The sequence below is a fragment of the Roseburia sp. AF15-21 genome (assembly GCF_003479505.1).
Classification (GTDB): Bacteria; Bacillota; Clostridia; order Lachnospirales; family Lachnospiraceae; genus Roseburia_C; species Roseburia_C amylophila.
This window is the reverse complement of the sequence record NZ_QUHG01000005.1, coordinates 38,571-63,017: the sequence shown is the minus strand read 5'-3', so window position 1 is coordinate 63,017 and position 24,447 is coordinate 38,571. Positions and strand designations below refer to the sequence as shown.

Here is a 24,447-nt window from a genome sequence, read left to right as displayed (position 1 = left end):
GTCAAACCGTTGTCTCATTTCAAAAAAGTTTTCGGCAAAAAGCGGAATGGTTTGTCTATTTTAAGTTTTTCTATGGTCTTTATGTTCTCGAAGCTGTTCTACTTCTTGTCTTCCTTGAAGATAATCTCATTTTCATGGGTCAGTCCCAGCTTGCTCTTTGCCTGGTCTTCAATATATTCCTGACTCTTGGTATATTCTTCGTAATTATCCAGCTGATTCTGACGTTCTGTTTCATCTTCTAAAGATTCCGTCAGTGCCTTCTCTCTGGCAGTATACTCCTGCTCCTTCTGGTAGAGCTTAACAATCTGAACTGACATAATCACTAAGAACATTATCGCAATCAAAGAGATACAGATTCTTCCGTTTCGTTTCTGTTTTCTTTTTCTTCGACTATTTGTCATACTCATTTCCTCATCTATAGTTTACATAATACCATTCTAATGGTTTTACGGATTTTTTTCAACGTTTTTTGTAATTTTCGTAATAATCTTCTGATTTTCCCTTTCAGGAAACGTAAGGGTACTGCCACTATGCGAAATACTGCCCGCAATGGTTTCCCCACTACTTGAAACAGTTTCTTAAATACTTTTACGATTCCCTTCACCAGCCATGGACTGATGGCATAATTGCATAACAGCATCCCAACGCTCATGCCCAGCATGCAAAAGCCTCGAATTGCTCCGTCATTTTCCCGGCAGAGCATAATAAATATAAATATGGCGCTTCCGATGCAGTACAGCATATCCTCCACTGCAACCACTCCGGTTCTATGGGGTATCAGCCTGCGCAGAATCCGAAACAGGTCAAAGGCTAAGATTAATAATATCCCCGCCAGCATGAACAAGAGGAACATTAAGGCTTCACCGGAAATTTCCGGGCTGATTTCTATCATTTAAACAACCTGCCTAAGAAGGATTCTCCGCCACCTTTGTGATAGGTTTCCACATCCGAATAGGTTAAGCCATCAATTCTTCCTGTGACATCCACTTCCCCCTGTTCTAAGGACAGGCGGTTTACATGAAGGTCATTTCCCTTTATCAGAAGCATTCCCTGTTCTGTTTCCAGTAAAATTTCATTTACATCAAAAGAAAGCACATCCAGCACTCCGCTGAAGTTTGCACTTTTCCGGTTTGCCAGCAATACTTTATGTGCTTTTGCTGTTTTCAATTCTTCCATTCAGTCTCATACTCCTTTACCCGAAAGTTAGTCCTTTCCAAAATATATGAGACTGTTTCTCTTTTTATGCGTTTTTACTCTTTTACAGATAGCGGAATAATTCTCCTGCCTCTTCTTTCTTGGTGGTATCTGCGATTGCAACCACTTCTACTTTCACCGTCTTCTGGCCAAACATGATTTCGATGATGTCACCTGCTTTTACATTGACGGATGCTTTCGCCGGTTTGCCATTTACGGTGACACGTCCGGCATCACAGGCTTCGTTGGCAACGGTTCTGCGTTTAATCAGGCGGGTTACCTTTAAATATTTGTCTAATCTCATTTGCTTACCTTCTTTCTTTTTGAAATTCGAAGGAAAACAGATATCTTTTCCTTCTTTCAAGTACAGCATGTACAGGAAACAATCCTGCCAAATCAGAATGTTGTAATTGCAAGGCTGCGTTTTTTCTTTTCTGATAAAACCAGTCTTTCCAATGTTTGACAAAATGCGGTGGATTGTTCGTCTGCATGCGGATACATGAACGAGACGGTTAGGGCGGCTTGCATTCTTTGGAGCAACTGGCAACGCTGACACAGGGATGTGTCAGCGAGGCGCAATTGGAGCATGGATGCGACTTTGCGCCGGTTGCCGGAACAGCCAATTTTTTTAAAAGAATGCCTAGCCGCCCTTACTGGTGAGTGTCGTATCCGCAGCAGACGGACAACCGCCGCATTCCGTCAAAGCAACCGGAAAGACAGGTTCTGCCAGAAAAACGCAGCCCTGAAATTACCACGCATTCTGATTCCACGCAGCATTCTTTCCTGTACATGCTTTACTTTAAAAAAATAAAAAATAAATCTCTTTCTCCTTCGAATTTCAATAAAAAAAGGTGTAGCAAAAGCAGTTTTCTACTTTCGTTACACCTCTAATCAGAATCATTTTATCAACTTATTTATTGATTAAATCTTTTAAAGCTTTTCCTGCTTTGAACTTAGGTGCTTTAGAAGCTGGAATAACCATCTCTTTACCGCTCTGTGGGTTTCTTCCTGTTCTTTCAGCTCTTTCAGATACTTCGAAAGTACCGAATCCAACTAACTGGATTTTCTCACCTTTTTTTAATTCTTCAGCTACGATATCAGTGAAAGCTTTTAAAGCTGCCTCTGCATCTTTTTTAGATAAAGCTGTTTTTTCAGCCATAGCTGATACTAATTCTGCTTTGTTCATGTTAAAATTCCTCCTCTGGATTTTATAATTCTTCTTGAGGTCTACACTCTCCAAGATTACCTACGAATATATTTATACTTGTTTTTCCTTTATTTGTCAAGGAAAATACGGTAAATTAAGGCATACAATTTGGTCTATAACATTTTGTTGATTTTGTCCAAAACTGCTTTTCCAAGGACTTCATATTTCTGCTCTGCTTCTTCCATGGATGAACCCTTCACACCAATGTAGAATTTTACTTTCGGCTCGGTACCGGATGGTCTTACACAGAACCACGCAGCATCGTTTAATTCATAGTAAAGTACATTAGAGCTTGGAAGTCCTGTTGCTGTTACTGCCCCTGTTGCAAGGTCTGTAATGGTATCCTTCTTGTAATCACGTACTTTTTCAACTTTATAGCCACCGATTTCAGTTAAAGTTTCGCTGCGCAGTGTATCCATGATTTCCTGAATCTTAGCCAGACCCTCGATTCCCTTTAATGTAATAGACTCAACATGGTCTTTATAGTATCCATATTTTTCATACATGGCAAGCATTGCATCCCAAAGAGTCATATTCCTGGTCTTGTAATATGCAGCAGCCTCACACAACGCCATAGATGCTACCACTGCATCCTTATCTCTTGCATAGGTTCCGGTCAGGCAGCCGTAGCTTTCTTCCATACCAAAGAGATAGGTTCCTTTTCCGGTCTTTTCGAACTCTAAGATTTTGCCACCGATAAACTTGAATCCGGTTAATACTTCGATTAACTGAATGCCATAGTATTCTGCAATGGCATCTGCCATATTGGTAGATACGATGGATTTGATAAATGCACCATCTGCCGGCAGGGAGCCGTTGATTGCTTTCTTTTGTCCGATGATATAATCACCAATCAGGCAGCCGGACATATTTCCGGTTAAGGAATGATATTCTCCCGTCTTAGAATCCTTTACATATACACCGAGGCGGTCTGCATCCGGGTCAGTTGCAAGGATTAAGTCTGCATCTACTTTCCTGCCCAGTGCAAGTCCCAATGCAAATGCTTCCTCTGCCTCCGGGTTCGGATAACTTACGGTTGGGAAATCTCCATCCGGAAGTTCCTGTTCTGGAACAACATATACATTTTCAAAGCCAAGCTCTTTTAACACACGGCGGACCGGGATATTTCCTGTTCCATGTAATGGTGTGTATACAATCTTAAGGTCTTTGCCTACTGCATCAATGGCATCCTGATGTACCACAAGCTTCTTAAGCTCTGCAATATAAGCATCATCGATTGCCGCGCCGATAGTCTCATAAAGACCTGCTGCCCTGGCATCCTCTAAGGACATGGTCTTAACGGTGCTGTAATCAGTTACTTTCTTTACTTCATCCATAATTCCGGTATCATGAGGTGGTGTAATCTGTGCACCGTCCTCCCAGTATACCTTGTATCCATTGTATTCTGGCGGGTTGTGGCTTGCTGTAATATTAATTCCGGCAGTGCATCCTAATTTACGGACTGCATAAGATAATTCCGGTGTTGGTCTTAATGACTCAAATACATATGCTTTGATTCCGTTTGCTGCAAGGCAAAGTGCGGATTCATCTGCAAATTCCGGTGACATATGTCTGGAATCGAAGGCAATTGCCACACCCTTATCCTGTGCATTTACTTTTAAAATATAATTTGCAAGACCCTGTGTTGCTTTGCGGACAGTATAGATGTTCATACGGTTGGTACCGGCACCGATTACCCCACGTAATCCTGCTGTACCAAACTCAAGATCTTTATAGAAACGATCCTCAATTTCCTTGTCATTGTCTTTGATTGCCTGAAGTTCAGCCTTGGTTGCCTCATCAAAATACGCTCCCTCAAGCCATGCTTCGTAAGTTTCCTTGTAACCCATTCCTGATTTCCTCCTACTTTTCATTTATGTTGTTTACCAAAAGAGCCTGCCAGTGGCAGCCTCCTTCGGATGTCTCGCCCTTTCATTTCTCTCACTAATCCGTAAGACTGTTAACTACCTGATTTAATGTACTTGTCGAAGAATTATTGTTACTGGTTAATGTATCAATAATTTCACTCAATGCCTTCCTATATGCATCAGAGTCACTGGATGAACTTCCACTGGAGCTGTTAGTTCCACTGGAATTCGATGTACTGTCGGAATGCTTATGCTCCACGGTTGTGTTCTCTTCATTTCCGGCAGTTTCCGTCGATTCTGTCTCTGTACTGCCCGTATCATCACCTGACAACGCAATCTCTATCTGCGCTTCCGGCGAATTTACATATAGCCGCTTCGACCAGGTGTCATATCCATCTGCAGTAATCTGTATGGAATGGATGCCATACTGCAGCTGTAATGGCTGTGTATAATCAACCTGACTACCATCAATATACATCAAAGCGCCTGCAACATCAACCGCAAAGGTTAAAGTACAATATTTCGGATCCTCACCCTTTATGGAATCTACATCCACGGAAATCTGCTCATTTCTTGTTACAGCTACCTCTGTGGAACCGCCGTAGCCATTGCCGGCAACGGTTAATTCATAGGTTCCTTCCGGCACCTCTAACTGCATATTCTCCGTGATCTTATAATAATTCTTATGATTCAGGCTTAACCAGCCGCCCTCTAATGCCTGTGTATTTACAAGCTGGATGACTCCATGTCCTGTTGTAACGGACACTGACAGCACTTTCCGGTCAATTCCCTGTATTCTTAAGGTGTCCTGTCCGGTAACTGCGGACAATTCTATGGCTGCATCTCCGGAAAACACTTGTAATTCTTCATCATAAGAATACTTTGTGTCTCCTATGGTAAATATCTTATCTTCTTCATTATAGGAAAATTTTCCGATATCGTCCATCTCCCATGCATCTGCCGACTGCTCCACCTTTTCTAATATCAGGTCTTTATCCCGGAGTGTTAAAGTAACCACTTTTCCCGGTACCATGGATGCAGCCGAAATCAGACTGCCATGTCTGTCTTTAAAAATTGTCCCATCTGTATAAGAATACTGTTCATAACGTCCCGTGTCAATATTCAGAAATGTCATTGTTGAAAGTGTTGTATCAACACTACTTACCGTATACAGGCTGCTTTCCTCTGCCTGTATCTCTTCCTCCGTTGCTGCCTCAACGCCCGATGCATAGCCTTTCATGCTGACAGGCCCATCGTCTTTCTTTCCACAGCCGCTCAAAGCCACAAACACTGTGAAAATAACCAAAGCCAACAGCCAGTGCTTTCCTGATTGCTTCATTTCGCACCTCTTTTTCTCCTGTATGCTCTTTTTCCCCGGCAATTGCCTGTACATGATTATACATGATTATTCCACAAAATAAAATAACATTCTTAAAAACTGCTGGCGGATTTCTTCCTGTTCGATAACCCGGTTCAACTTCTCAATGTCTCTGCCGGACACCCATGCCTTATTGGCATTAAAGTAGTGATTTGCCACTTTCCAGAACTTCTGTGGGTATGCCATCCTTACATAAAGCTGCTCCCATTCCTCTGGTAATAGTTTTCGTTTTTTTTCGTAAGCTGCCAGCATATCCGTTGCCAGCCCGATATTAAAATTATGCTTTTCCATCAGTTTCCGTAAGAAATGTGCCAGATCCCCTACCAGCACATCATAATGTGCCTGTTCAAAATTTGTAATTATAATTTTACCATGGGCAAATAATACATTATGCTGGTTAAAGTCTCCATGGCAGATTCCATACAATGCTGTTTCCCGGCCCTGCTGTCCGCTCTGCCCCTGCGTTTCACCCGGATTGGGTTTCATCAGCCGATGTTCCACGTCCAGTGCCTGTTTTAAAAAAGTCTCATAATTGTGCATAAATATCATTTCAAATTCATTCTTTTTATGCTTTCCATGAATATAATTGCGCACCTTTTTAAGCTCCCGGTTGTGCCGGAATACCTCCATGGCATAATCCTGTCCGCCAATTTTTAAATTTTCATCCTCCACCTTCTGCAGGACAAGATGCAGCTTTGCCAGTTCTTCTACCGCAGCAAGTACATCATCACGGCTCCTGGTCTCACACTCCCTGCCCTCCATATATTTTCTGGCATAGTACCAGGTTTCATCCACCTCCTGGGCTAAAATTTCTCCTTCCCTGGTATGTATGATTTCATCTGCTTCTATTCCATTTTCTTTCAGACGGAGCAGAATATGTTCTAAAGCTTCCGCTCTGCCTTTTGACCCGCGAAAAGATTCCATTATTATTTTTCCGTCCTCTGATGTTGTGCAGATATAGGTCCCCCTTCCTTTCTGGATAGCGGTTACCTCAAACGGATACTGTTCTAACAACTGGCTCGATAAATTATACACAAAAACCCCTCCATACGACGAATTCGCACAAATCTTTATGCGTCTTTCTATCATATGAAGAGGTTCTTTAAAGTATAACCTGTCAGATATTCTTTTGTATTCTTTTCCGGTTCTTCGATTACCACATCTAAAAGCTTTGCCAAAATGTTCCCTATCTGCGGACCGGGCTTCACGCCAAGTTCTATTAAGTCCCGTCCGTTAAGCGCAAGGTCTTTTAGTGTCAGACAGTCTGCATCTTCGATTATTTTATCATAAATCTTATGATATCCGTCCAATGCCTCAAGCTTTTCTGTCCTCTGATAATCACTCTGGGCCAAAATATCTGCTTTCTTCAGTTCAAATATAACCGGGTAGCACTCTAATCCGGCTTTCTGTACCGCCTTTCGTACGGACTCCGGTGTCAGTACCGGGTTAATATCGTGAATTGCCACCAGCCGGCAGACCATATCAATGGTTGCATTGTCGAATTTTAATCTGCGTAAAATTGTCTTCGTCTTCTTTGCTCCCACCTGCGGATGCCCGTAGAAATGGTCAATTCCATCTTCATCTGTACTGCGGCAGTCGGGCTTTGCCACATCATGAAATAATGCTGCAAGCCGTAGCACCTTGTCTGCTTCCACACCTTTTAACACTTCAATGGTATGCTCTCCTACTGTATAACAGTGATGGGGATTATTCTGTGGTGTACGCATCATCACCGAAAATTCCGGCAGTACCACATCCGCAATTCCTGTGGCATATACGGTACGCATCTCCTCCGGATGGACTGAGGTAAGAAGCTTAACCAGTTCTACCTGAATACGCTCTGCACTGACCTTTTTTAACATCGGTGCAAGCTCCTGAATCGCTTCTGCTGTCTCTTCTTCTATATCAAAGCCCAGCTGTGCCGCAAAACGCACTGCCCGAAGCATCCTTAAAGCATCTTCCCCAAATCTCTCCTTTGGTTCTCCTACACAGCGGATGATGCCACGCTTTAAATCTCCTGCTCCGTCAAAAGCATCCACCAGTCCCCGCTGTTCATTATATGCCATGGCATTAATGGTAAAATCCCTGCGTTTTAAATCCTCTAAAAGATTATCTGTATAGGTTACTTCCTTCGGATGTCTGGCATCCTCATATTCGCCATCAATCCGGTAAGTTGTCACCTCATACCCTTTTTTATCCAGCATTACCGTTACCGTTCCATGCTCAATTCCGGTATCGATGGTGCGCCCAAAAATTTCTTTTACGTCTTCCGGATAAGCAGAAGTGGTAATATCCCAGTCCTGAGGCACACGTTGAAGGAGGGTGTCTCTGACACACCCTCCTACTGCATATCCTTCAAAGCCTGCTTCCTGCAGCTTCTCAATTATAAACTTAACATGCTCTGGAAGCTTCATTACCATACGTTTTCCCGTTTCCTTTGCTTTACTTCTGTTCCTGCTCTTCAAAGAACTTATACGTTCCTTTGGATTCTGCTTTTACTGCATACAGAAGATCATCCGCCTCTTTAATCATTTCGTCAATGTCTTCTGCCTTCTTTACCTGATTGGAAGAAATAATACCAATAGAGCAGGAAAGTAATTTCTTATCATCAATCTCAACCGGCTGTCCGATTTCTTTTGCAATCAGTTCCCTGAACCCATCCTGTTTCTTAATCTCTTTATAGATAGCCTTTGCGGTATCCTCTAAAACCTTGTGCTCTCCGGTGTAGAGGAAAATAATAAATTCATCACCACCGAAACGTGTCACAAAGCCCTTGTCCCTGCAGACCCTGCTGAAGATATTTGCCATGGACTTAAGCAGCAAATCTCCTACATCATGTCCAAAGGTATCATTATATCCTTTGAAATTATCCAGATCGATAAACATAATACCAAAATCATGCTTCATGCGGCCCTTTTTAATCTTCCGGATAATTTCCTCGATGTTCTGATAGAATCCCTTCCTGTTGAAAATTCCTGTCAGCTGGTCGGTTACTGCAGATTTATACAATGCAGTATTCATTTCGTAGAGCTTCTCATATGCATAGAGACGATTCAGTGCATACTGCACTTCCCGGAACAAAAGCTCATAAATCCGCATATCACTCTCATCTAACATATAGCGGCTGACGGAAGAATGCCAGTTATCCTTCATCAGAATATATGCTATCATAATGCTTGTTACTTTTCCATTGTCAAAGAATGGAATAGCAACAAGGGAGCATACATTATCTTCACCAAACAGTTTGACCACATTCAGATGTTCCGAATAGTTACTGCTGATTTTCGATACAACAAACCCTCTCTGTGTCTTTTCGAACACTTCCTTTAAATACTTCTGCTCCTTCATAGAAAGACTGGCTTCTGTATTATCATAAAGTACCTTTGGTTTTCTTCCATGATACTGTATATATAATGCCCGGTCCAAATTAAAGTGATACAGGAATGTCCGCATAACATTCTCTACCATTACTTCTGCCGAAACATCCGTCACATCAATTGTCTTCTGCCATGTCGACAGAAAATCCATCTGACGGCGTTCCTGCTTGTAAGCACGGTTTATGCTTTCCTGCTTCAGCTGCATTTCCATCTCCTGGGAAGATATCACATGAAGAGGTTCTTCTGATAAATACTGTTCTAATGGCTCTAATATCTTAATTTCTTCATCTGTGAGAGAATGGGTATTATCCTCAAGATATTGTTTTAAGATTGCCTCTTCATTGCTCTTAAGTTCCATTCTTCCTGTCTGCCCATAAAAGCGGATCCTGTCCTTACGGAACAGCTGATAACAGAAGAACTGGTTTCCCTCAGTCCGCACCAGATGTGTCTCTGCACAATTAAAATCTTCAAATGCTGACGAATCATTACCGGAATCCATTCCAAGTAATGCCCGTGTGAAATGATAAAGGAACATATCGTCATCACAACGTGCATAATCGTGGATGATTCCCACATCATTCTGAAGCTTTTCTTTTTCAATTATGTAATTCAAGAACTGTTTGCAGTTATTGAGGTACTGTTCACAGTTGAAACGGTTGCCAATCTTCTGATTGCACAATGCTAAGAGTCCATACAATTTGCTTAAATTGCAGACCCTCAGACTATTCAAATGCAGACGTTCAATGGTCTTCATACAGCGCATCAGATATTCGTTGGCTTCCTTGAATTCTTCTGCTGCAATACAGTTAATTGCCATATTGTAATATACTTCCGCAATATCCTCCGGCAATTCCAGATTATATAAAATTTCTACTGCTTTCTGAAAATAACGCTTTGCAAGGTCATTCTGTCTTAATGCCGTTAAGGTATAACCGATTCCCGAGAAAATACGTCCACTTTCCAAGGAGCGTTTATTATCCAGTGCTTCAAAAGTTCTTACCGAATACAGCAACGCAATCGGATACATACCGTTGGTAGACGCCAGCATAATGTTCTTCTGATATGCATTGTAAATAAGCTGTGTATTGCCAATTTCTGTTGCCAGTCTGATTCCCTTACTGAAATAAATAAGCTGGGATTCGGAATAATATGCCTTTGCCACAATCTCCGGCTTATTGTCATAGGCATATACATAAATGTACGCCAGATGATTCCGGTAGTCATATTTCATTAATTTTTCAATCATGGCATCGCTGACTTCCACATTCTGTGCACAGAAGAAAATATTATTCCAGCCTGCCATTTTCGCTTGTATTTCTACCAGCTCTGCTTCAAACTGACCGCGCTCCATGCCGCCTTCTATTGCAATACTTTTTGCAACACCTGCACATTCAGTGGCTTCCTGCAGTTTTGACTGATACATATAAATTACAGAGCGGAGATAATATGCATAAAAGCGCATCCTGCGGTTCTTTTTCTTCTCTGCAAGCTGTAAGATACCCTCACTTATTTCCAGTGCTTTTGGCAAATCCCTCATATATACCGATACATATGCATAGAACTGCCAGAGTTCGTATTTCACTCCATCCGATACTGTAAAATTGTCAAATCTGATTTTGCGGTCTACTTTATCCAGATAAAACAACGCCTGTTCAAAATCCATGAAAAAGACAAGATTCTGCAATGTTCTGATATCATCTTCAATACTTTCTGCTGTAATAACCTCATCTCTTTGTTCCCGGGATTCTCCGGCATTTCCAATGCGGAATATTGCAACATTATTATCCAATTCCTCCGTTACGTTTTCCCAGCCCGGCAGCATATATTCCGGCAGACGCTGCTGCTCATTCATGCCGAGAACGATTCCGATATTCTCTGTATGCTCTGCTTTTAACAGTTCATAGACTATTTCTATGGTTCCATTTCCGGCAAACTGCATGCGGTTAATCCAAAGCATAAACGGCTGTATCTTAGAAACTTCAACAAGCATTGCCACAATAGCATCATGCATCCGCTCCCGCTCATAGTCAACTTCTGTATACAATAAACTCTCTTTCCGGATACATTTTCCACTCTCCCGGTATGCTGCAATAATCGGACGCTGCAGGGAATAGACATTACACTTGTCCAGGAATTCATCAAATGTCATCTCCTTCTGCTGGTCGAAAAGTTCCAAAATCAAATCCAGAAACGGCTCATATGCTCCCGATAATTTCTCTGCCCGGAATTCGTGGGCTACAAAACGAACCTCTTTATTATTCGTTATCTGCTCTGATATTTCCAACTGCTTTAATGAAAAATCATTGCTGTATTTTGCCAGAACAATGTTGTGTTCTTTCTTTCCAATCTGTGCAAAAACCTGTTCCAGAATACTGTTATAATATTTTTGAATCATCTGTTTCCCCCTTCAGAAATATTCAAAAAGGCTCTGAAAATATATGATAATTCCCTGTTATCATATACCTCCCTTTCTCTTTCTGTAATAACCTGTCTGGTATTTATAATTTATATATTAGTATAGTCCTCAAACCCACGGATTGTCAATGTTTGTTGCGACTTTTTGGGGGCTTTTTGAAGGGAGTTTTCACACTTTTCCGATACCATTTATTTTCATAAAAATACAGCTGCTTTATAATGCATGTATTGGTAATTGCAGAAATTTTAATGCAGCTCTTGCTGCAATCTCCGTCGGGTCAACTATATTTTCTCTGATTCCTGCCAGGGAAAAAGCAATTGGTAATTCAGTACATCCCAGAATCACACTTTGCGCACCCTGTTTAATCAAGGATTTTAAAATATCGTCAAGTCCGTACTTTTCTACATCCTTTTTTCCTGCTTTAATACACCGATAGATTACTGCCATAATTTTCTGTTGCTGCTCTGCATCCGGATAAATCGTTTTGATTCCCTGTGCCCGAAGCTCTTTCTCATAAACCCCACTCTTTATCACGCCATCCGTAGCCAATACGGCTGCACATGATATATTCTGCTCTTTTAAAGCTTTTACTGTCTCGCGGGGCATATGCAATATCGGGATATCAGTAAATATTTTTAACCGGTCATAAAAAAAATGTGCTGTGTTACAAGGTATCATCAATAAATCTGCTCCCATATTTTGCAGACTTACTGCACTTTTTACCATCTCTGGTATAGGATCCTCTCCCTTTTCAAGAATAGCTTTCGTTCTATCCGGAATATTCGTGTTACAATCAACACAAACATGCACATAGTTCTGATCGCAGTCTGCATCTGACACTTCAAAAATCTTTTTCATTAAATCGCAGGTAGCCATCGGTCCCATGCCACCAATAATACCTATTGTTTTTTTCAATTCCGTTCCTTCTTCCTCAGGTCATGTGTCAAAGCTCAGAAAGCCCGGAAATCATTATCATTTCCAGGCTTTCCTTGTAATGTACTTCAAATTTTCCATCAAAATCTGACATGCTGTATGTTTACATCATTTTTTAAGTTTTTTAATACTCTACCTTCCACATATAGCGTCGTGTTGTCAGTGGATGCTGTCTCTCCTCAGCCAAAGCCTTATTATAAACCGGATATACATTTGTGAATAAGGAATGGTTAAAATAGTCTACGACTGATGCATCAATTGTAGACAGCCCTAAATCCTTTGCATCAATTACTTCAATCCGTTTTGCATAAGTCTTCAAAAACTTCAATGCACGTTCATCCAACGGTCGATTGGTTCCCTCAGAAACCTGAAGCACAAATGGTACTTCTTTATCTGTAATTTCGAAAGGTCCATGGAAAAATTCCCCACTGTGAATACTGGAAGAATGAATCCACTGCATTTCCATAAAAATACATATACTTTGCATATATGCTGCACCATAACCCGCTCCGCTTGCCATAGTATAAATAATTTTATCATCTTTATATTCCCTGGCAAACAGTTCAGCCCGTTTTTCCACATGCTTACATGCATGTTTCACAATACCATCAATACGTCCAACACCATCCATAAATTCTTCATAATGCTCATACCCTTCTGTCTGATTCAACAGTTCCACTGCCACCAGAAGTGCACAGATAATTTTTTCACCAGCAATATCCTTATTATCTCCAAAAGTATAATTGATAATATAATCACCAAATGGGGTAATCTCTGATTCCTCTTTCCATGTCAGAATAATTACAGCTGCACCTTTTTCCTTTGCCAGTTTCGCTGCATTAATTGTTTCCGGTGTATTTCCCTTATGGCACGATAAACACACGATTACATTTTTTCCCAAATCCTTCGGAGTACTATATACAAATTCATTACTATTAATTAGTGCTGACTTAATATTTGCACATTCTCTTTCCATAAATGTTTTCGCTGGATAAAGTGCTCCATTAGAACCACCGCATCCCACAAAATATAATGCTTTAATACCACCTTCTTCTTTTCTGCTTTCTAAAATTTCTGTAATTACATTCTTGATTTCTGTTGGCTTCATTGATAATCCTCCTATAAATATTTTTAATACATTGTTGTTATATTATTCTGCAAGCATTGGTCTCGCTAATTTCTGAATATATGAAATTTCTTTCTGGCTCAGTTTACAATACTCACTATTATCCATACTACATCCGGCATCCTGCACATACATCATTTTGGTATCCTTTTCTACAATGGTAAAAAACCAACGCTCTTTCGGTACATTGTACAATGTTCCTTTCTCCACCGGAGTTAATTCAATATTAAACTTTCCATCTTTTCTGTCCGCTGTAATAATAATACATTTCCCAGAAATCAAAATGAATTGTTCATCTGTCGTATGATGTATCTCTAAATGCTCTAACCCATCAATGTCATTATTCGGTTTCCAATTTTTGATACAAACAACCCATTTTTCATTCCGATATGCACATTCTATTCCTTCTCCATCATACCTGTAACTTGTCGGCTTTATATCCATATAGCGTTCCTCCTTAAACCTTTTAATTATTTCTATTATCAATTATTCTTCCTGCAATTGGCGTTCCATACCCAAACGCTCCTTCGACACCGCAAATCTTTGAAGCGAATTCTGCTCCAGCCTGCATGGCTTTCTTTAAAAGTTCTTTAACATTCCCATCATCTTTACTTTCTTCTTTAAAAAATTCCGGTTCTTTATACCGTAAAATATATGTCAAAAATGTCGCGAAATAAGAGTCTCCTGCACCCATAGTATCCATAATGCTTTCTGCCTTTACAGCTTTTTCATACATCATTTCACCATGGTATAAAATGTATGAGCCAGCTTCTCCTATTGTTCCCAGAACAAGCGGAACTCCAAGCTCTTTTACTTTACTCATTTCCCTTTCGCGTTCTTTATCACTTAAATGTGCACAGGAAAGCATTGCCACTTTAATATGCGGACAAATTTTTTTCAGATATTCGTCTGTCCATCGATTTGAAAAATCAAATGCAACTGGAAGACCCAAAGAAGCAATTTCTTCTATGTCATCATCTATATAGGCATTCAGATTTGTATAAATCAAATCAAACTTTCTTATATATGAAAAATCTTCCTGCGTAAAATCATAAGGATACTCTTTTGCCACACCTCCATGATTGGACCCGACAAATACGCGATCTCCCTGATTCAGTGTCACACATGCAAATCCATTTTCACCTTCATAATTCCTGCTATGTGAAAAGTCTACATTCATATTTTTCAGTGCTGCCTGAATGCATTCTGCTACTTCATCATTTCCAAATTTACCTAAAAATGCACTTTCTGCATTATTCATATGTGCATATGCACATGTGTTAACACACTGACCTCCTGGATACATTTTCCCCCTGGAAAGATATTTGTCACAAACTGCATCTCCAATTGCAATTATTCTAGGCTGTCTCATTTTTATTTCTTTCTCCTTTCTTTCAATTTTTCTTTCACCCAGACTCCCTCACCTCTTCTTTTTGCAACAAGCAATTATTTTTCCAGATTCGCTCTTTCATTTTTTCAGATAGCCATTATTAATATTTATGTATATCTGGCAATCCATCATGAGGTGGCAGTTCCCACAGCCTGTCAGAATAACACAGGCTGTGTGCTGTTACTGTTTTCTTTATTTTGCCACCACCGGTTTTTATCAGAAAACAAAATATCCTATTCCTGTTGCTACTAATACTGATACAATTGTACATACAAGTCCCGGCCGCATATAGCTGTGATTAAATATAAATTTTCCAATCTTCGTAGTACCTGCCGTGTCAAAAGCAAGACCTGCTATACACTGGCTGGAATCCGGGATAAAATAGTTGGATGAGCATGCCATCCATCCACCTACAATAATATAAGCCGGCAGATTCAATGCAATTGCAATTGGAATCATAATCATTGTCGTAGACGCTTGTGAACTTGTCAGTGCACCTACCAGAAATACTGCAATAATATAAATCCATGGATGTTCATTTGTTAAAGCTGACAAATTTTCTGTAATGAAGTTTGTCTGTGCACCAACAAAAGTATTTACCAGCCAGCAAAGTCCCGCTGCAAGAATAACAGCAAAGAATCCAGTCTTTAACAACGGTACTTCTAAAATGTCGTTACTATCAATTTTACTTACAATAACAATAATTGCGGCAGCTACATACATAATAATCTGGATTAAAGATGTCATTGCTAACTGTGTACCATCGCTAAATGTTGGACGGAGTGCCGGGAAAATACCGCATATTGCAATTACTACCATAGAAACCAGGAAGATAGCAACAGAAATCTTTGCTTTTTTGGTTACCTGTTTTTCTCCTTCTACTTTCTTTTTAAAATCCTTTACCAGTCCATCTGCAACCCTCTGCTGATATTCAGGATCATCCTCTAATTCCAGACCTTTCTTGTATACAGACAATGCTGCAACCAATACTCCTATCAGTGCTGCCGGAATTGCTACCAGCATAATTGTTGCCAGATTTACTTTTTCAAAAATAGTCATATAACCCACAATAGCTACTGTTGCAGCTGTTATTGGTGATCCGGTATTTGCCTGCTGGGATGAAATAATACTAACAGAAATCGGGCGCTCAGGCCGAATTCCATTTTCCAATGCTATTTCATTAATAACCGGAAGTAACGAATATACAATATGTCCGGTTCCACAACAGAATGTAAATAAATACGCTACAAAAGGTGCTACCAAAGTAATGTTTTTCGGATTTTTCCGTAATATTTTTTCTGCAAGCTGTACCATAAAATCCAATCCGCCAGTCGCCTGCATCGTACAGGCTGCGGTAATTACCGCCAACATAATCAGTATAACAGTAATCGGTGGATCTGATGGAGTCACTCTAAAGATATATACGAAAATCAACATTCCGATGCCGCCAGCCATTGCCAGGAAACTTCCACCTTTTCTGGTTCCCCACACAATAATCAGCATTAAAACAATAAATTCAATCCAAAACATGGACATCTACCTCCTCTTTTTTATTTATTCCAAAGCATGTGCACTACTTTAAAACCAAAATGTATTAATTTGTTTTTATTTGTATTGTTTTATTTTGTATCTATTTGTATTATATAGATTCCATACATTTGTGTCAATAAAGAAATACATTTTCGACATTATGCACAATTTTTTGTTTCACTTTTTGTACATCAATATCAATTTAATTGTGCATAGCAAAACCCGCCAGGAGCACTGGCGGGCATACAATTAAATACTTTTTATTCTTCTGTTTTCTCTTTCTTTCACTCAGGCAGTTAAACGTATGAAGAAATAACATAATCCGCCTGACTTACATCCTGATTCTCACCAGCTCCTGTATACGCAACTACCTCTATATTTGCAGCCTTTGCTGCCTGTATACCAATAAACGAGTCTTCTATTGCAATACATTCTTCCGGCTTTGCTTCTAAATATTGCATTGCTTTTCTATAGCATTCCGGATCCGGTTTTCTATTCCGGCACATGTCTCCGCATACCAGCACATCGAACAAACCCAGCATTTTCATCCGGTTCAATGCTACTACAATCAGCCGTGTAGAGGTTGAAGAAACCACTGCCAGCTTTTTCCCCTGTTTTTTCAAACCGGCAATAAACTCCAGTAATCCCTCCATCGGCTTAATGCAGCCATTTTCATATGTATTTCCTATTTCTTTTCTTTTTTGCAAAAGCTGTTCCATTGTTATTTTCTCCGGCGAGCGTTCCAGCAGTTCCAGCAGAATATGGGAATCATGTGAGCCAATTAGTCTATCCCTGTCTTTTTGTGTCAGTTCCACTCCAAACTCTTTTAATGCCAGACCTAGATAATTACCATTACTCTCTTCTGTATCTGCTATAACTCCATCAAAGTCAAACAATACATATTTTTTTTCACAGAATTTTTTCATTAATATTCTACCTTCCACATATAGCGGCGGGTTGTTAACGGATGTTCACGCTTTACTGCCAGTGCGTGGTTGTAAATCGGATATACATTATTAAACAGTGCATGGTTAAAGTAATCTACTACTGTTGCATCAATTGTGGATAAGCCAAGCTCTTTCGCATCAAGAACCTCAATACGTTTTGCATATGTTTTCAGGAATGTAAGTGCTCTCTCATCCAGTTCGCGGGTTGAGCCTTCTGATATCTGAATCATAAACGGACGGTTTGCATCTGTAACTTCAAATGGACCATGGAAAAATTCACCGGTATGAATACTGCTTGAATCAAGCCACTGCATCTCCATAAATATACAGATACTCTCCATATAGGCAGCTCCATATGCTGCACCACTTCCCATTGTATAAATCACTGAATCATTCTGATACTCTTCTGCAAATGCCTCTGCCCTGGCAGCCACATGTGTACGTGCATTTCTGATGATATTGCTAATCATGCCTAAAGCTTCATAGAATTTATCATAATTAGCATATCCCTCCGTCTGTGCAACTAATTCCACTGCCACAAGCAATGCACACTGCGTCTTTTCTCCTGCATAATCAATATCCCCTGCAAGATGATCAGGACTTGCATCAAATGTATAATGTATAATATAATCTCCAAATTCTATAATTTCTGATTCCTCCAGCCATGTCAGAATAATAACCGCCGCTCCTTTTTCTTTTCCTAATTTGGCAGCCTTAATCGTTTCCGGTGTATTTCCCTTGTGGCAGGCAAGACATATAATAGAATTTTCTCCAAAGTCCTTTGGTGTGCTATGCACAAACTCATTACTGTTTATCCAGGCTGATCTCAAAACCTGTGATTCTCTCTCCATAAATGTTTTTGCCGGATAAAGTGCGCCAAGTGATCCTCCGCATCCCACAAAATAAATATTTTTAATTCCACCGATGTCTTTTTTTTCTTCTAAAATTTCTTTCACAATGTTTTTAATGTCTTTACTTACGTATCCCATTTTTTCTCTCCTTTTTATAATGTATTTATTTGTTCTATGCGTTTACTATAATACAATATAATACATTCTGTCAATATATATCATACAATATAGGAAAATATATACATTTTTGCAACTTTGTTTTATAATATTTGTGAAAGTTATATTAGGAGAGAGGTATTTATATGGAACTGAACAACACCATTGCCACACCACTGTACAAACAATTGGAGGAAAAAATACGAAAAGAAATTGACGCCGGAGAACGGGCGGCCGGCAGTCGTCTGCCTACAGAAAATGAATTAAGTGAATCATACCATGTGAGCAGAGTTACTGTCCGAAAAGCATTAGCCGTTTTATCTGAATCCGGATATTTAGAAAGGAAATCAGGAAAAGGGACTTTTGTAGCTGAGAAAAAATTGCAGCGTAATATTACAGAAGTCATAAGTTTTTCTGATATGTGCCGGATGAAAAACGCAACACCTGGAGCTAAGACCATAAAAATTGCATTGGAAGATCCTTCTGAACGGGATTTAACTGAAATGTCACTACACGAAGGGGATAAAATACTCGTAGTGGAAAGAATCCGTTATATGGATAATGTCCCTGTCATCTTAGAGTTCAATAAATTTCCTGAATCCTTTTCTTTTTTATTTGGAGAAGATTTAAACGACTCATCTTTGTATGAAATACTAAGAAAACACAATATCATTCTGGATCATTCACGTAAAACACTTGATATTGTTTTCGCTAATGCCCAAGAGGCTAAGACTTTAAACATCAGTAAGGGGTATCCTCTGCTCCGGATATCAAGTACCATCCACGACGTTGACAACACTATCACGAATCTTTGCAAACAGCTATGTATCGGTGATAAGTTCCAGTTTATTTTTTAGTTCCAATTTACACCATTTCCAATGCGGCTCATCTAATAGCAAATGCGATAAAGTTCCTTATTACAATTAACTTTATCGCATTTATTATATCCTTAGAGAAGTCATTATTTCCCATTGTGCTACTATATTTTCTAAGGTTAAAAAGCTCCGGTTTCTGCCACCTGAAAATGCCGGAACAGAAAGGACAATTTCTTATGCATTTATCGAAAAATAAACTGGCGGTCTTTTTTCCGGGCATCGGTTATCACTGTGACAAACCACTGCTCTATTACAGCCGAAAGCTTGTTGCCGAAGCAGGTTATGAAATCGCTCTTACACTGGACTATTCCCTTGCCGGCAGCGATATCACTGGAAATATCCGGGGTAATAGGGAGAAAATGCAGCAGGCTTTTTCTTATCTTTATGAACAGGCTGTAAAACAGCTTTCTTCCGTAAACTGGCAGGATTATGATGAAATTATATTTATCTCAAAGAGCATCGGAACGGTTATTGCCTCTGCCTATGCAAGGAAGGAAAATATTTCCTGCCGCCAGATTCTCTATACCCCTTTACGGGAAACCTATGATTTCCACCCGCAGAATGCCATTGCTTTTCTCGGCACTTCCGATCCCTGGAGCGATATTGAAAAAGTGACTGGCATCAGCAGAGGGCAAAAGATTCCTCTTTTCCTCTATCCGGATGCCAATCACTCTTTAGAAACAAAGGATACACTTGATAATATCAAAACGCTTCGCAATGTCATGGAGGAAACGAAGCGGTTTCTTACTTCATAAATACTTTGTTGCAGCAAGTACCGGTTTATTCTTTTTGAATCAGGATTTTGCCATCCTGAACCTCAATCCGCACTTTATTGGAATCGATACCGGCTTCTTCTAACATTTCTTCTGTCAGCTGCAGCCGGTGGGCTTTATCTAAAACGGAATATTCTTCATGGGTAAATTCTGCTGCACTTGCAAGACACTGCAGTTCTTCTAAAGATACTTTCCGAATCTTTTCGGTACTGATTTTGCCATCGGAAATCAGCACTGTCCGCTCCACTTTATCCGCCAATGCCATATCATGGGTCACTATGATTATTGTAATTTTAAATTCTTCATTCAGTTTGTGGAACAGCTCAAATATCTGATTTGCAGTCTTTGTATCTACTGCACCGGTGGGTTCATCCGCCAGAAGAATCGACGGCTGATTGGAAAGTGCAACGGCAATGGCAATCCGCTGCTGCTCGCCACCGGATAGCTGGGAAGGGAACTTATCCGCATGTGCTTCCATACCGACTGCCTTTAATAAATCTCTGGCACGCTTCCGCTTCTCCCGGGCGGATGTTCCCGGATGAAACTGCATGGGTGCTTCAATATTTTCCAGTGCCGTAAGATAAGAGAAAAGATTTCTTACACTCTTCTGCCAGACGAATCCCACTTTGTCACGGCGGTATAAAACCAGTTCTTTTTCCGTATAGGACGATAAGTCCTTTCCATCCACCATAAGGATTCCTGCTGTGGGTGTTTCCAGTCCTCCGATGATATTAAGCAGCGTCGACTTTCCACTGCCGGATTTACCGATAATTGCCATCATTTCCCCATCTTCTATCGTAAGGTCCAGTCCTTCCAGTGCCATGACTTTATGCTGTTCCATCTCATATATCTTTACCAGGCTGTCACACTGAATCATTTTACCAGCCTCCCATCCTTTAATTCATAGACGAAATCACCAAGTTCCATCAGATTCGGGTCATGGGTGGTCATGACTACGGTGATATGTTCCTGCTCTACCAGTTCACGGAAAAGCTTCATGACTGCAAGCCCTGATGCCGTATCCAGTGCACCGGTTGGTTCGTCTGCAAAAATCACCTGTGGTCTATGGGCAACTGCCCGGGCAATAGCCACCCGCTGTTGTTCGCCACCGGACAACTGATAAGGCATATGATAAATCCGTTCTTTCAGTCCGACCCGTTCTAAGATTTCTATTACACGCTTTTTCTGTTCTCCCCTATTTTTCTGCTCTTCCTTATCCTTCTTCCGTTTCTCTTTATCACCGGATAACCGCAGGGCAAATTCCACATTTTCATAGGCATTCATCACAGGAATCAATGCCACAGACTGAAAAACAAATCCCATCTGGTAACGCCGCAAGTCCTCCCGCTCCCTGTCTTTTAAATGTCCCAAATCTTTTCCGAAAAATTCCACTTTTCCTTCCGTCGGTACATCAAGAGCACTTAAAAGATTAAGAAGAGTTGTCTTGCCGGAGCCGGAACGTCCCTTTAAAATAGTAAGACTGCCGCTTGGTATCTCCATGGAAACGCCGTCCAAAGCCCGGACGATGCTGCCATCTCCCGACGAAAAATATCTTTTTATATTTTCTGTGCGTATTGCTATCGTCTGTTCCATCAGCTGTCCTCCCCTAACCGAAGTGCCTTTGCAATTTTCATGCTCCGCAGTATTTTCCGGATAATCAGATAACAGAATAACATCACTGCCAGAAGTACCGCTAAAAGCTTCAAAAGGTCTGTAGGATAAATGTATATTTCTATGGCTAGATTATGCTTTTGCGGCAGATAGACCACCATAAGCAGACGTACAAACAAAAGCGTTGTCACTGCTCCGATTCCTCCACCTGCCAGTACCGGTCCTGCCGAGGCAAAAAGCTGTTCCGTTAAAATCATCTTCCGGACTTCTCCCATCCGCATTCCCATTGCACGGTAGACTCCCAACAGCAATTCCCGTTTTTTCAGTGTCATGATCCAATACAGCAGAAATCCTACAGAACATATCACCAATGATAAAATAAAGCTTAATGTAAACATTCCATTTGTCACCTGTACCATGGCTGAATTCCGGTTGCCGGCAAGCTGTTCCTGCAATAAGGTAATATGTTGCGGCTGAACGCCTGCTGCCGCAAAACTTTTCGTAAACATAGTCTCTTTCACACCATCTGAAAGCTTCATCCACACCTGGTAAGGGGTCTGACCAAAAGCACTGATAACGGTGGCATAATTTGCTACCAGAAGATACTGTTCCTGTTCATTTAAATTGCCTTCTTCATCCTTTACATAAGCATATCTTTCATAACCAGGGAAGCAGTCTATGATTGCACAGACCTTTGCCTGCCTGCTGCCCATTTTATCTTCGCCGATTTCCGCCGGAAGATACCTTGTATAACTTAAAGTATCTCCCACCTTTAACTTTAATTTGTCTGCCAGATTGGAAGAAATTATTACCCCATCCGGCTCCTCTGCCAGTGCATTCAGTGCATAAAACCAGTGTTCTTTGTTGACACCATCTTTAAGCCGTGCAGTCTCCCCGAAGCCTTTTGTGTGGATTGCCATAAGATTTCCATCAAAAACTGTTCCGTTTTTCGCAGTAATATCCGTCTTTTCATCTATCAGTACCCTTGTGGCATCTTCACAGACATTTTCTTTGATTAATGTTTCATATCTTCCAAAATCAGGCTCCAGATATTTCCAGCTGGTTTCCTTTCCTTCCATTTTCGAAACCTGCAGCTGGAAGTTTTCTTCCACCACTGCATCTGCTCCGGTGACATATGCAATCTGCTCTTCCATATTCTGATTCATGGTTCGCGCCATATTGGCTTCAAATATTCCACTGGCTACTGTCATAATCAAAAATACTGCCAGAAATCCCATTTTGTACCAAGTCCGCTTCAACTGTAAAAATGCCGCATATTCTGCCGGGCGGAATCGTTTCTTAAAGATTTTATCTACCGCCAGTATGAGATAATAAAAAAGACGTATAAACAATAAGCCTGCTGCCAGTATAAATACCGATGTATTCAAAAGAATTACCGGATCCATCCCCTTTCCCGCAATCAGTTCCAGCGCAAGACTCTCCTTCTGCCGGTTGTAATTGAAAAGCAGATAGCAGGACAGAAAAAGTAACAAAACATCCAAAAAGCACTTTTTCCAGAAGGGATTTGTCACTATATTATTTTTTGCTGTCCGTTCATTTACAATGGTATATTTTGTCCGTCGCAGCGCCGGTATCGTCAGAAATAAAATTACAATAACCGCCGCCACCAGGGCATAGAGAATCATTCCCCCATTTAAGGTATACATGCTTACATCTTTTCCGGTAAATTTTAAAAACCCGTCGGTGGAAGCTGCTCCTTTGCACATTCCGTAACCCAGCAAAAGTCCAATCGCTGCGCCTGTCAGTGCCAGAAAGGATGCCTGCAACAGGTAAATCGCACCCACCTGCAATTTTGTTGCTCCACGGCTCCGGAGTACTGCAATCTCCCCTTCTTCCAGAGAAAGTATCTGGGAGGATACCATATAGATAAATAACAGCAGCAGTACAATGCATGGCAGTTCCAATGCCCACAACATCTGCTGTATCGTCCGCTGTTTTGTGAAAAAGGACGTCAGGGTATCTGCCATATTATCCCGATACTTTGTATCCGATGTCCGGAACTGCTGCATATAATCTGCATATTCTGCCGCATGCTTTGCATCTATCTGCCGGTAATCTAACATCAGATTTTCTTCGTAACTAATTTCATCCTGTCCAAAGGAATCTATCATGGCATCAAAAGTATTCTCTGATACAAACAGTGTATTTCCAAAATCACTGAGCGTGTGATACCAGTAACTATCATTGATATTCTTTTCTTTTATGATGCCTGTCACCTTAAAATCCACTTCATAAACTTCTGCTTCACCCTGGATTTTCATATGAAGCACTTCTCCTGTCACCAGTCCGTAGACATCCATCGTCTCTTCACTGACAAGGCATGGATAACAGCCGTTTGTTTCCACCTGATTTCCGCTGTCTAAACCCTCTCCGTATGTAATATCTGTGTTCTTCGATAATTCCGGCAGATATCCAACGGTAAAATATTCATTGGTTCCGCCCAGGCTAGTATCTGCTTTTCCACCGGAAAGGCTTAAATACTGCTCGGATGCCACTGTATCCACCGCCACATATTCGGTCCATTTTTTCTCATATGCCACAAGTTTCTCTAACACTTCCTTTGCAGAACTATAATCCTTCGAAGAATAGCTGCCACTACGATTCATCACTGCAGGAAATGTTTCCTGTTCCTTTGCATATGTTTCAAATCCTGTTCTTAATACCTGGTTTCCGGCACCACGTTCAAACATCGGATGACAGACAAATAACGCGATAAATAATGTAATTCCAAGAAGCAGGCACAAATTCAGTCCTTTTTTATTCTTTATTTTACAAAAGACAAAACGTAACATTC

Annotated in this window: 22 protein-coding genes; 2 read left to right on the top strand and 20 right to left on the bottom strand. The window is 40.6% G+C overall.

The window, feature by feature from the left end:
• Window positions 1–98: 98 nt before the first annotated feature.
• The 17 genes from DWW33_RS08660 to DWW33_RS08575 all read right to left on the bottom strand — a co-directional run bounded on the left by DWW33_RS08660 (window position 99) and on the right by DWW33_RS08575 (window position 18,355).
• The gene (locus tag DWW33_RS08660; protein WP_022242339.1) at window positions 99–401 is read right to left on the bottom strand and encodes a septum formation initiator family protein; all 303 of its coding nucleotides are present in this window, start codon (window positions 399–401) and stop codon (window positions 99–101) included.
• Between the two features lie 14 nt (window positions 402–415).
• Window positions 416–892 carry a spore cortex biosynthesis protein YabQ gene (gene yabQ, locus DWW33_RS08655; RefSeq protein ID WP_118639289.1) on the bottom strand — a complete coding sequence of 159 codons (477 nt, stop codon included), beginning with the start codon at window positions 890–892 and terminating at the stop codon, window positions 416–418.
• Window positions 889–1,176 carry a sporulation protein YabP gene (yabP, locus tag DWW33_RS08650; RefSeq protein ID WP_118639288.1) on the bottom strand — a complete coding sequence of 96 codons (288 nt, stop codon included), beginning with the start codon at window positions 1,174–1,176 and terminating at the stop codon, window positions 889–891. The genes yabQ and yabP overlap by 4 nt, the downstream gene beginning before the upstream one ends.
• Window positions 1,177–1,258: 82 nt before the next feature.
• Window positions 1,259–1,498, bottom strand: coding sequence for an RNA-binding S4 domain-containing protein (locus DWW33_RS08645; protein WP_022242342.1), 240 nt, complete (start codon window positions 1,496–1,498; stop codon window positions 1,259–1,261).
• 606 nt (window positions 1,499–2,104) lie between these two features.
• A complete protein-coding gene (locus DWW33_RS08635; RefSeq protein WP_022242343.1) occupies window positions 2,105–2,380 on the bottom strand; it encodes an HU family DNA-binding protein in 276 nt (91 codons plus the stop codon).
• A gap of 134 nt (window positions 2,381–2,514) precedes the next feature.
• On the bottom strand, window positions 2,515–4,251 hold the full coding sequence (locus tag DWW33_RS08630; RefSeq protein WP_117841611.1) for a phospho-sugar mutase: 1,737 nt from the start codon (window positions 4,249–4,251) through the stop codon (window positions 2,515–2,517).
• A gap of 94 nt (window positions 4,252–4,345) precedes the next feature.
• On the bottom strand, window positions 4,346–5,608 hold the full coding sequence (locus DWW33_RS08625; RefSeq protein WP_118639287.1) for a hypothetical protein: 1,263 nt from the start codon (window positions 5,606–5,608) through the stop codon (window positions 4,346–4,348).
• Window positions 5,609–5,674: 66 nt separating this feature from the next.
• A complete protein-coding gene (locus DWW33_RS08620; protein ID WP_158565981.1) occupies window positions 5,675–6,682 on the bottom strand; it encodes a phosphotransferase in 1,008 nt (335 codons plus the stop codon).
• A 50-nt stretch (window positions 6,683–6,732) separates the two neighbouring features.
• Window positions 6,733–8,067 carry a CCA tRNA nucleotidyltransferase gene (locus tag DWW33_RS08615; RefSeq protein ID WP_117841668.1) on the bottom strand — a complete coding sequence of 445 codons (1,335 nt, stop codon included), beginning with the start codon at window positions 8,065–8,067 and terminating at the stop codon, window positions 6,733–6,735.
• Window positions 8,068–8,089: 22 nt separating this feature from the next.
• Window positions 8,090–11,419 carry a tetratricopeptide repeat-containing diguanylate cyclase gene (locus DWW33_RS08610; RefSeq protein ID WP_118639286.1) on the bottom strand — a complete coding sequence of 1,110 codons (3,330 nt, stop codon included), beginning with the start codon at window positions 11,417–11,419 and terminating at the stop codon, window positions 8,090–8,092.
• Between the two features lie 234 nt (window positions 11,420–11,653).
• Window positions 11,654–12,355: an aspartate/glutamate racemase family protein gene (locus DWW33_RS08605; RefSeq protein WP_117841607.1), complete on the bottom strand. Its 702-nt coding sequence runs from the start codon at window positions 12,353–12,355 to the stop codon at window positions 11,654–11,656.
• 142 nt (window positions 12,356–12,497) lie between these two features.
• On the bottom strand, window positions 12,498–13,481 hold the full coding sequence (locus DWW33_RS08600) for an SIS domain-containing protein (RefSeq protein ID WP_118172886.1): 984 nt from the start codon (window positions 13,479–13,481) through the stop codon (window positions 12,498–12,500).
• Window positions 13,482–13,523: 42 nt separating this feature from the next.
• Window positions 13,524–13,943, bottom strand: a complete 420-nt coding sequence (locus DWW33_RS08595; protein WP_243088614.1) for a cupin — start codon at window positions 13,941–13,943, stop codon at window positions 13,524–13,526.
• A gap of 22 nt (window positions 13,944–13,965) precedes the next feature.
• Entirely contained in the window at window positions 13,966–14,871 is a 906-nt protein-coding gene (locus tag DWW33_RS08590) for a fructoselysine 6-kinase (protein ID WP_118639285.1), read from the bottom strand.
• A 234-nt stretch (window positions 14,872–15,105) separates the two neighbouring features.
• The gene (locus DWW33_RS08585) at window positions 15,106–16,419 is read right to left on the bottom strand and encodes an anaerobic C4-dicarboxylate transporter family protein (RefSeq protein WP_117697735.1); all 1,314 of its coding nucleotides are present in this window, start codon (window positions 16,417–16,419) and stop codon (window positions 15,106–15,108) included.
• Between the two features lie 296 nt (window positions 16,420–16,715).
• Complete coding sequence (locus tag DWW33_RS08580) at window positions 16,716–17,345, bottom strand: HAD family hydrolase (protein ID WP_117697737.1); 630 nt, start codon at window positions 17,343–17,345, stop codon at window positions 16,716–16,718.
• A complete protein-coding gene (locus DWW33_RS08575; RefSeq protein WP_117697739.1) occupies window positions 17,345–18,355 on the bottom strand; it encodes an SIS domain-containing protein in 1,011 nt (336 codons plus the stop codon). The genes DWW33_RS08580 and DWW33_RS08575 overlap by 1 nt, the downstream gene beginning before the upstream one ends.
• 164 nt (window positions 18,356–18,519) lie before the next feature.
• On the opposite strand from DWW33_RS08575, the gene DWW33_RS08570 reads away from it, so the two are divergent.
• Both DWW33_RS08570 and DWW33_RS08565 read left to right on the top strand, forming a co-directional pair.
• On the top strand, window positions 18,520–19,230 hold the full coding sequence (locus tag DWW33_RS08570) for a GntR family transcriptional regulator (protein WP_117697741.1): 711 nt from the start codon (window positions 18,520–18,522) through the stop codon (window positions 19,228–19,230).
• Between the two features lie 194 nt (window positions 19,231–19,424).
• Complete coding sequence (locus tag DWW33_RS08565; RefSeq protein WP_118639401.1) at window positions 19,425–20,003, top strand: alpha/beta hydrolase; 579 nt, start codon at window positions 19,425–19,427, stop codon at window positions 20,001–20,003.
• A 25-nt stretch (window positions 20,004–20,028) separates the two neighbouring features.
• Here DWW33_RS08565 and DWW33_RS08560 read toward each other — a convergent pair whose 3' ends face one another.
• The 3 genes from DWW33_RS08560 to DWW33_RS08550 are packed head-to-tail and all read right to left on the bottom strand — an operon-like array spanning window position 20,029 to window position 24,445.
• Window positions 20,029–20,898 carry an ABC transporter ATP-binding protein gene (locus tag DWW33_RS08560; RefSeq protein WP_118177201.1) on the bottom strand — a complete coding sequence of 290 codons (870 nt, stop codon included), beginning with the start codon at window positions 20,896–20,898 and terminating at the stop codon, window positions 20,029–20,031.
• Entirely contained in the window at window positions 20,895–21,614 is a 720-nt protein-coding gene (locus DWW33_RS08555; protein ID WP_118177202.1) for an ABC transporter ATP-binding protein, read from the bottom strand. The genes DWW33_RS08560 and DWW33_RS08555 overlap by 4 nt, the downstream gene beginning before the upstream one ends.
• Complete coding sequence (locus DWW33_RS08550) at window positions 21,614–24,445, bottom strand: ABC transporter permease (protein ID WP_118639284.1); 2,832 nt, start codon at window positions 24,443–24,445, stop codon at window positions 21,614–21,616. Before DWW33_RS08550 ends, DWW33_RS08555 begins: the two co-directional genes overlap by 1 nt.
• Window positions 24,446–24,447 lie beyond the last annotated feature (2 nt).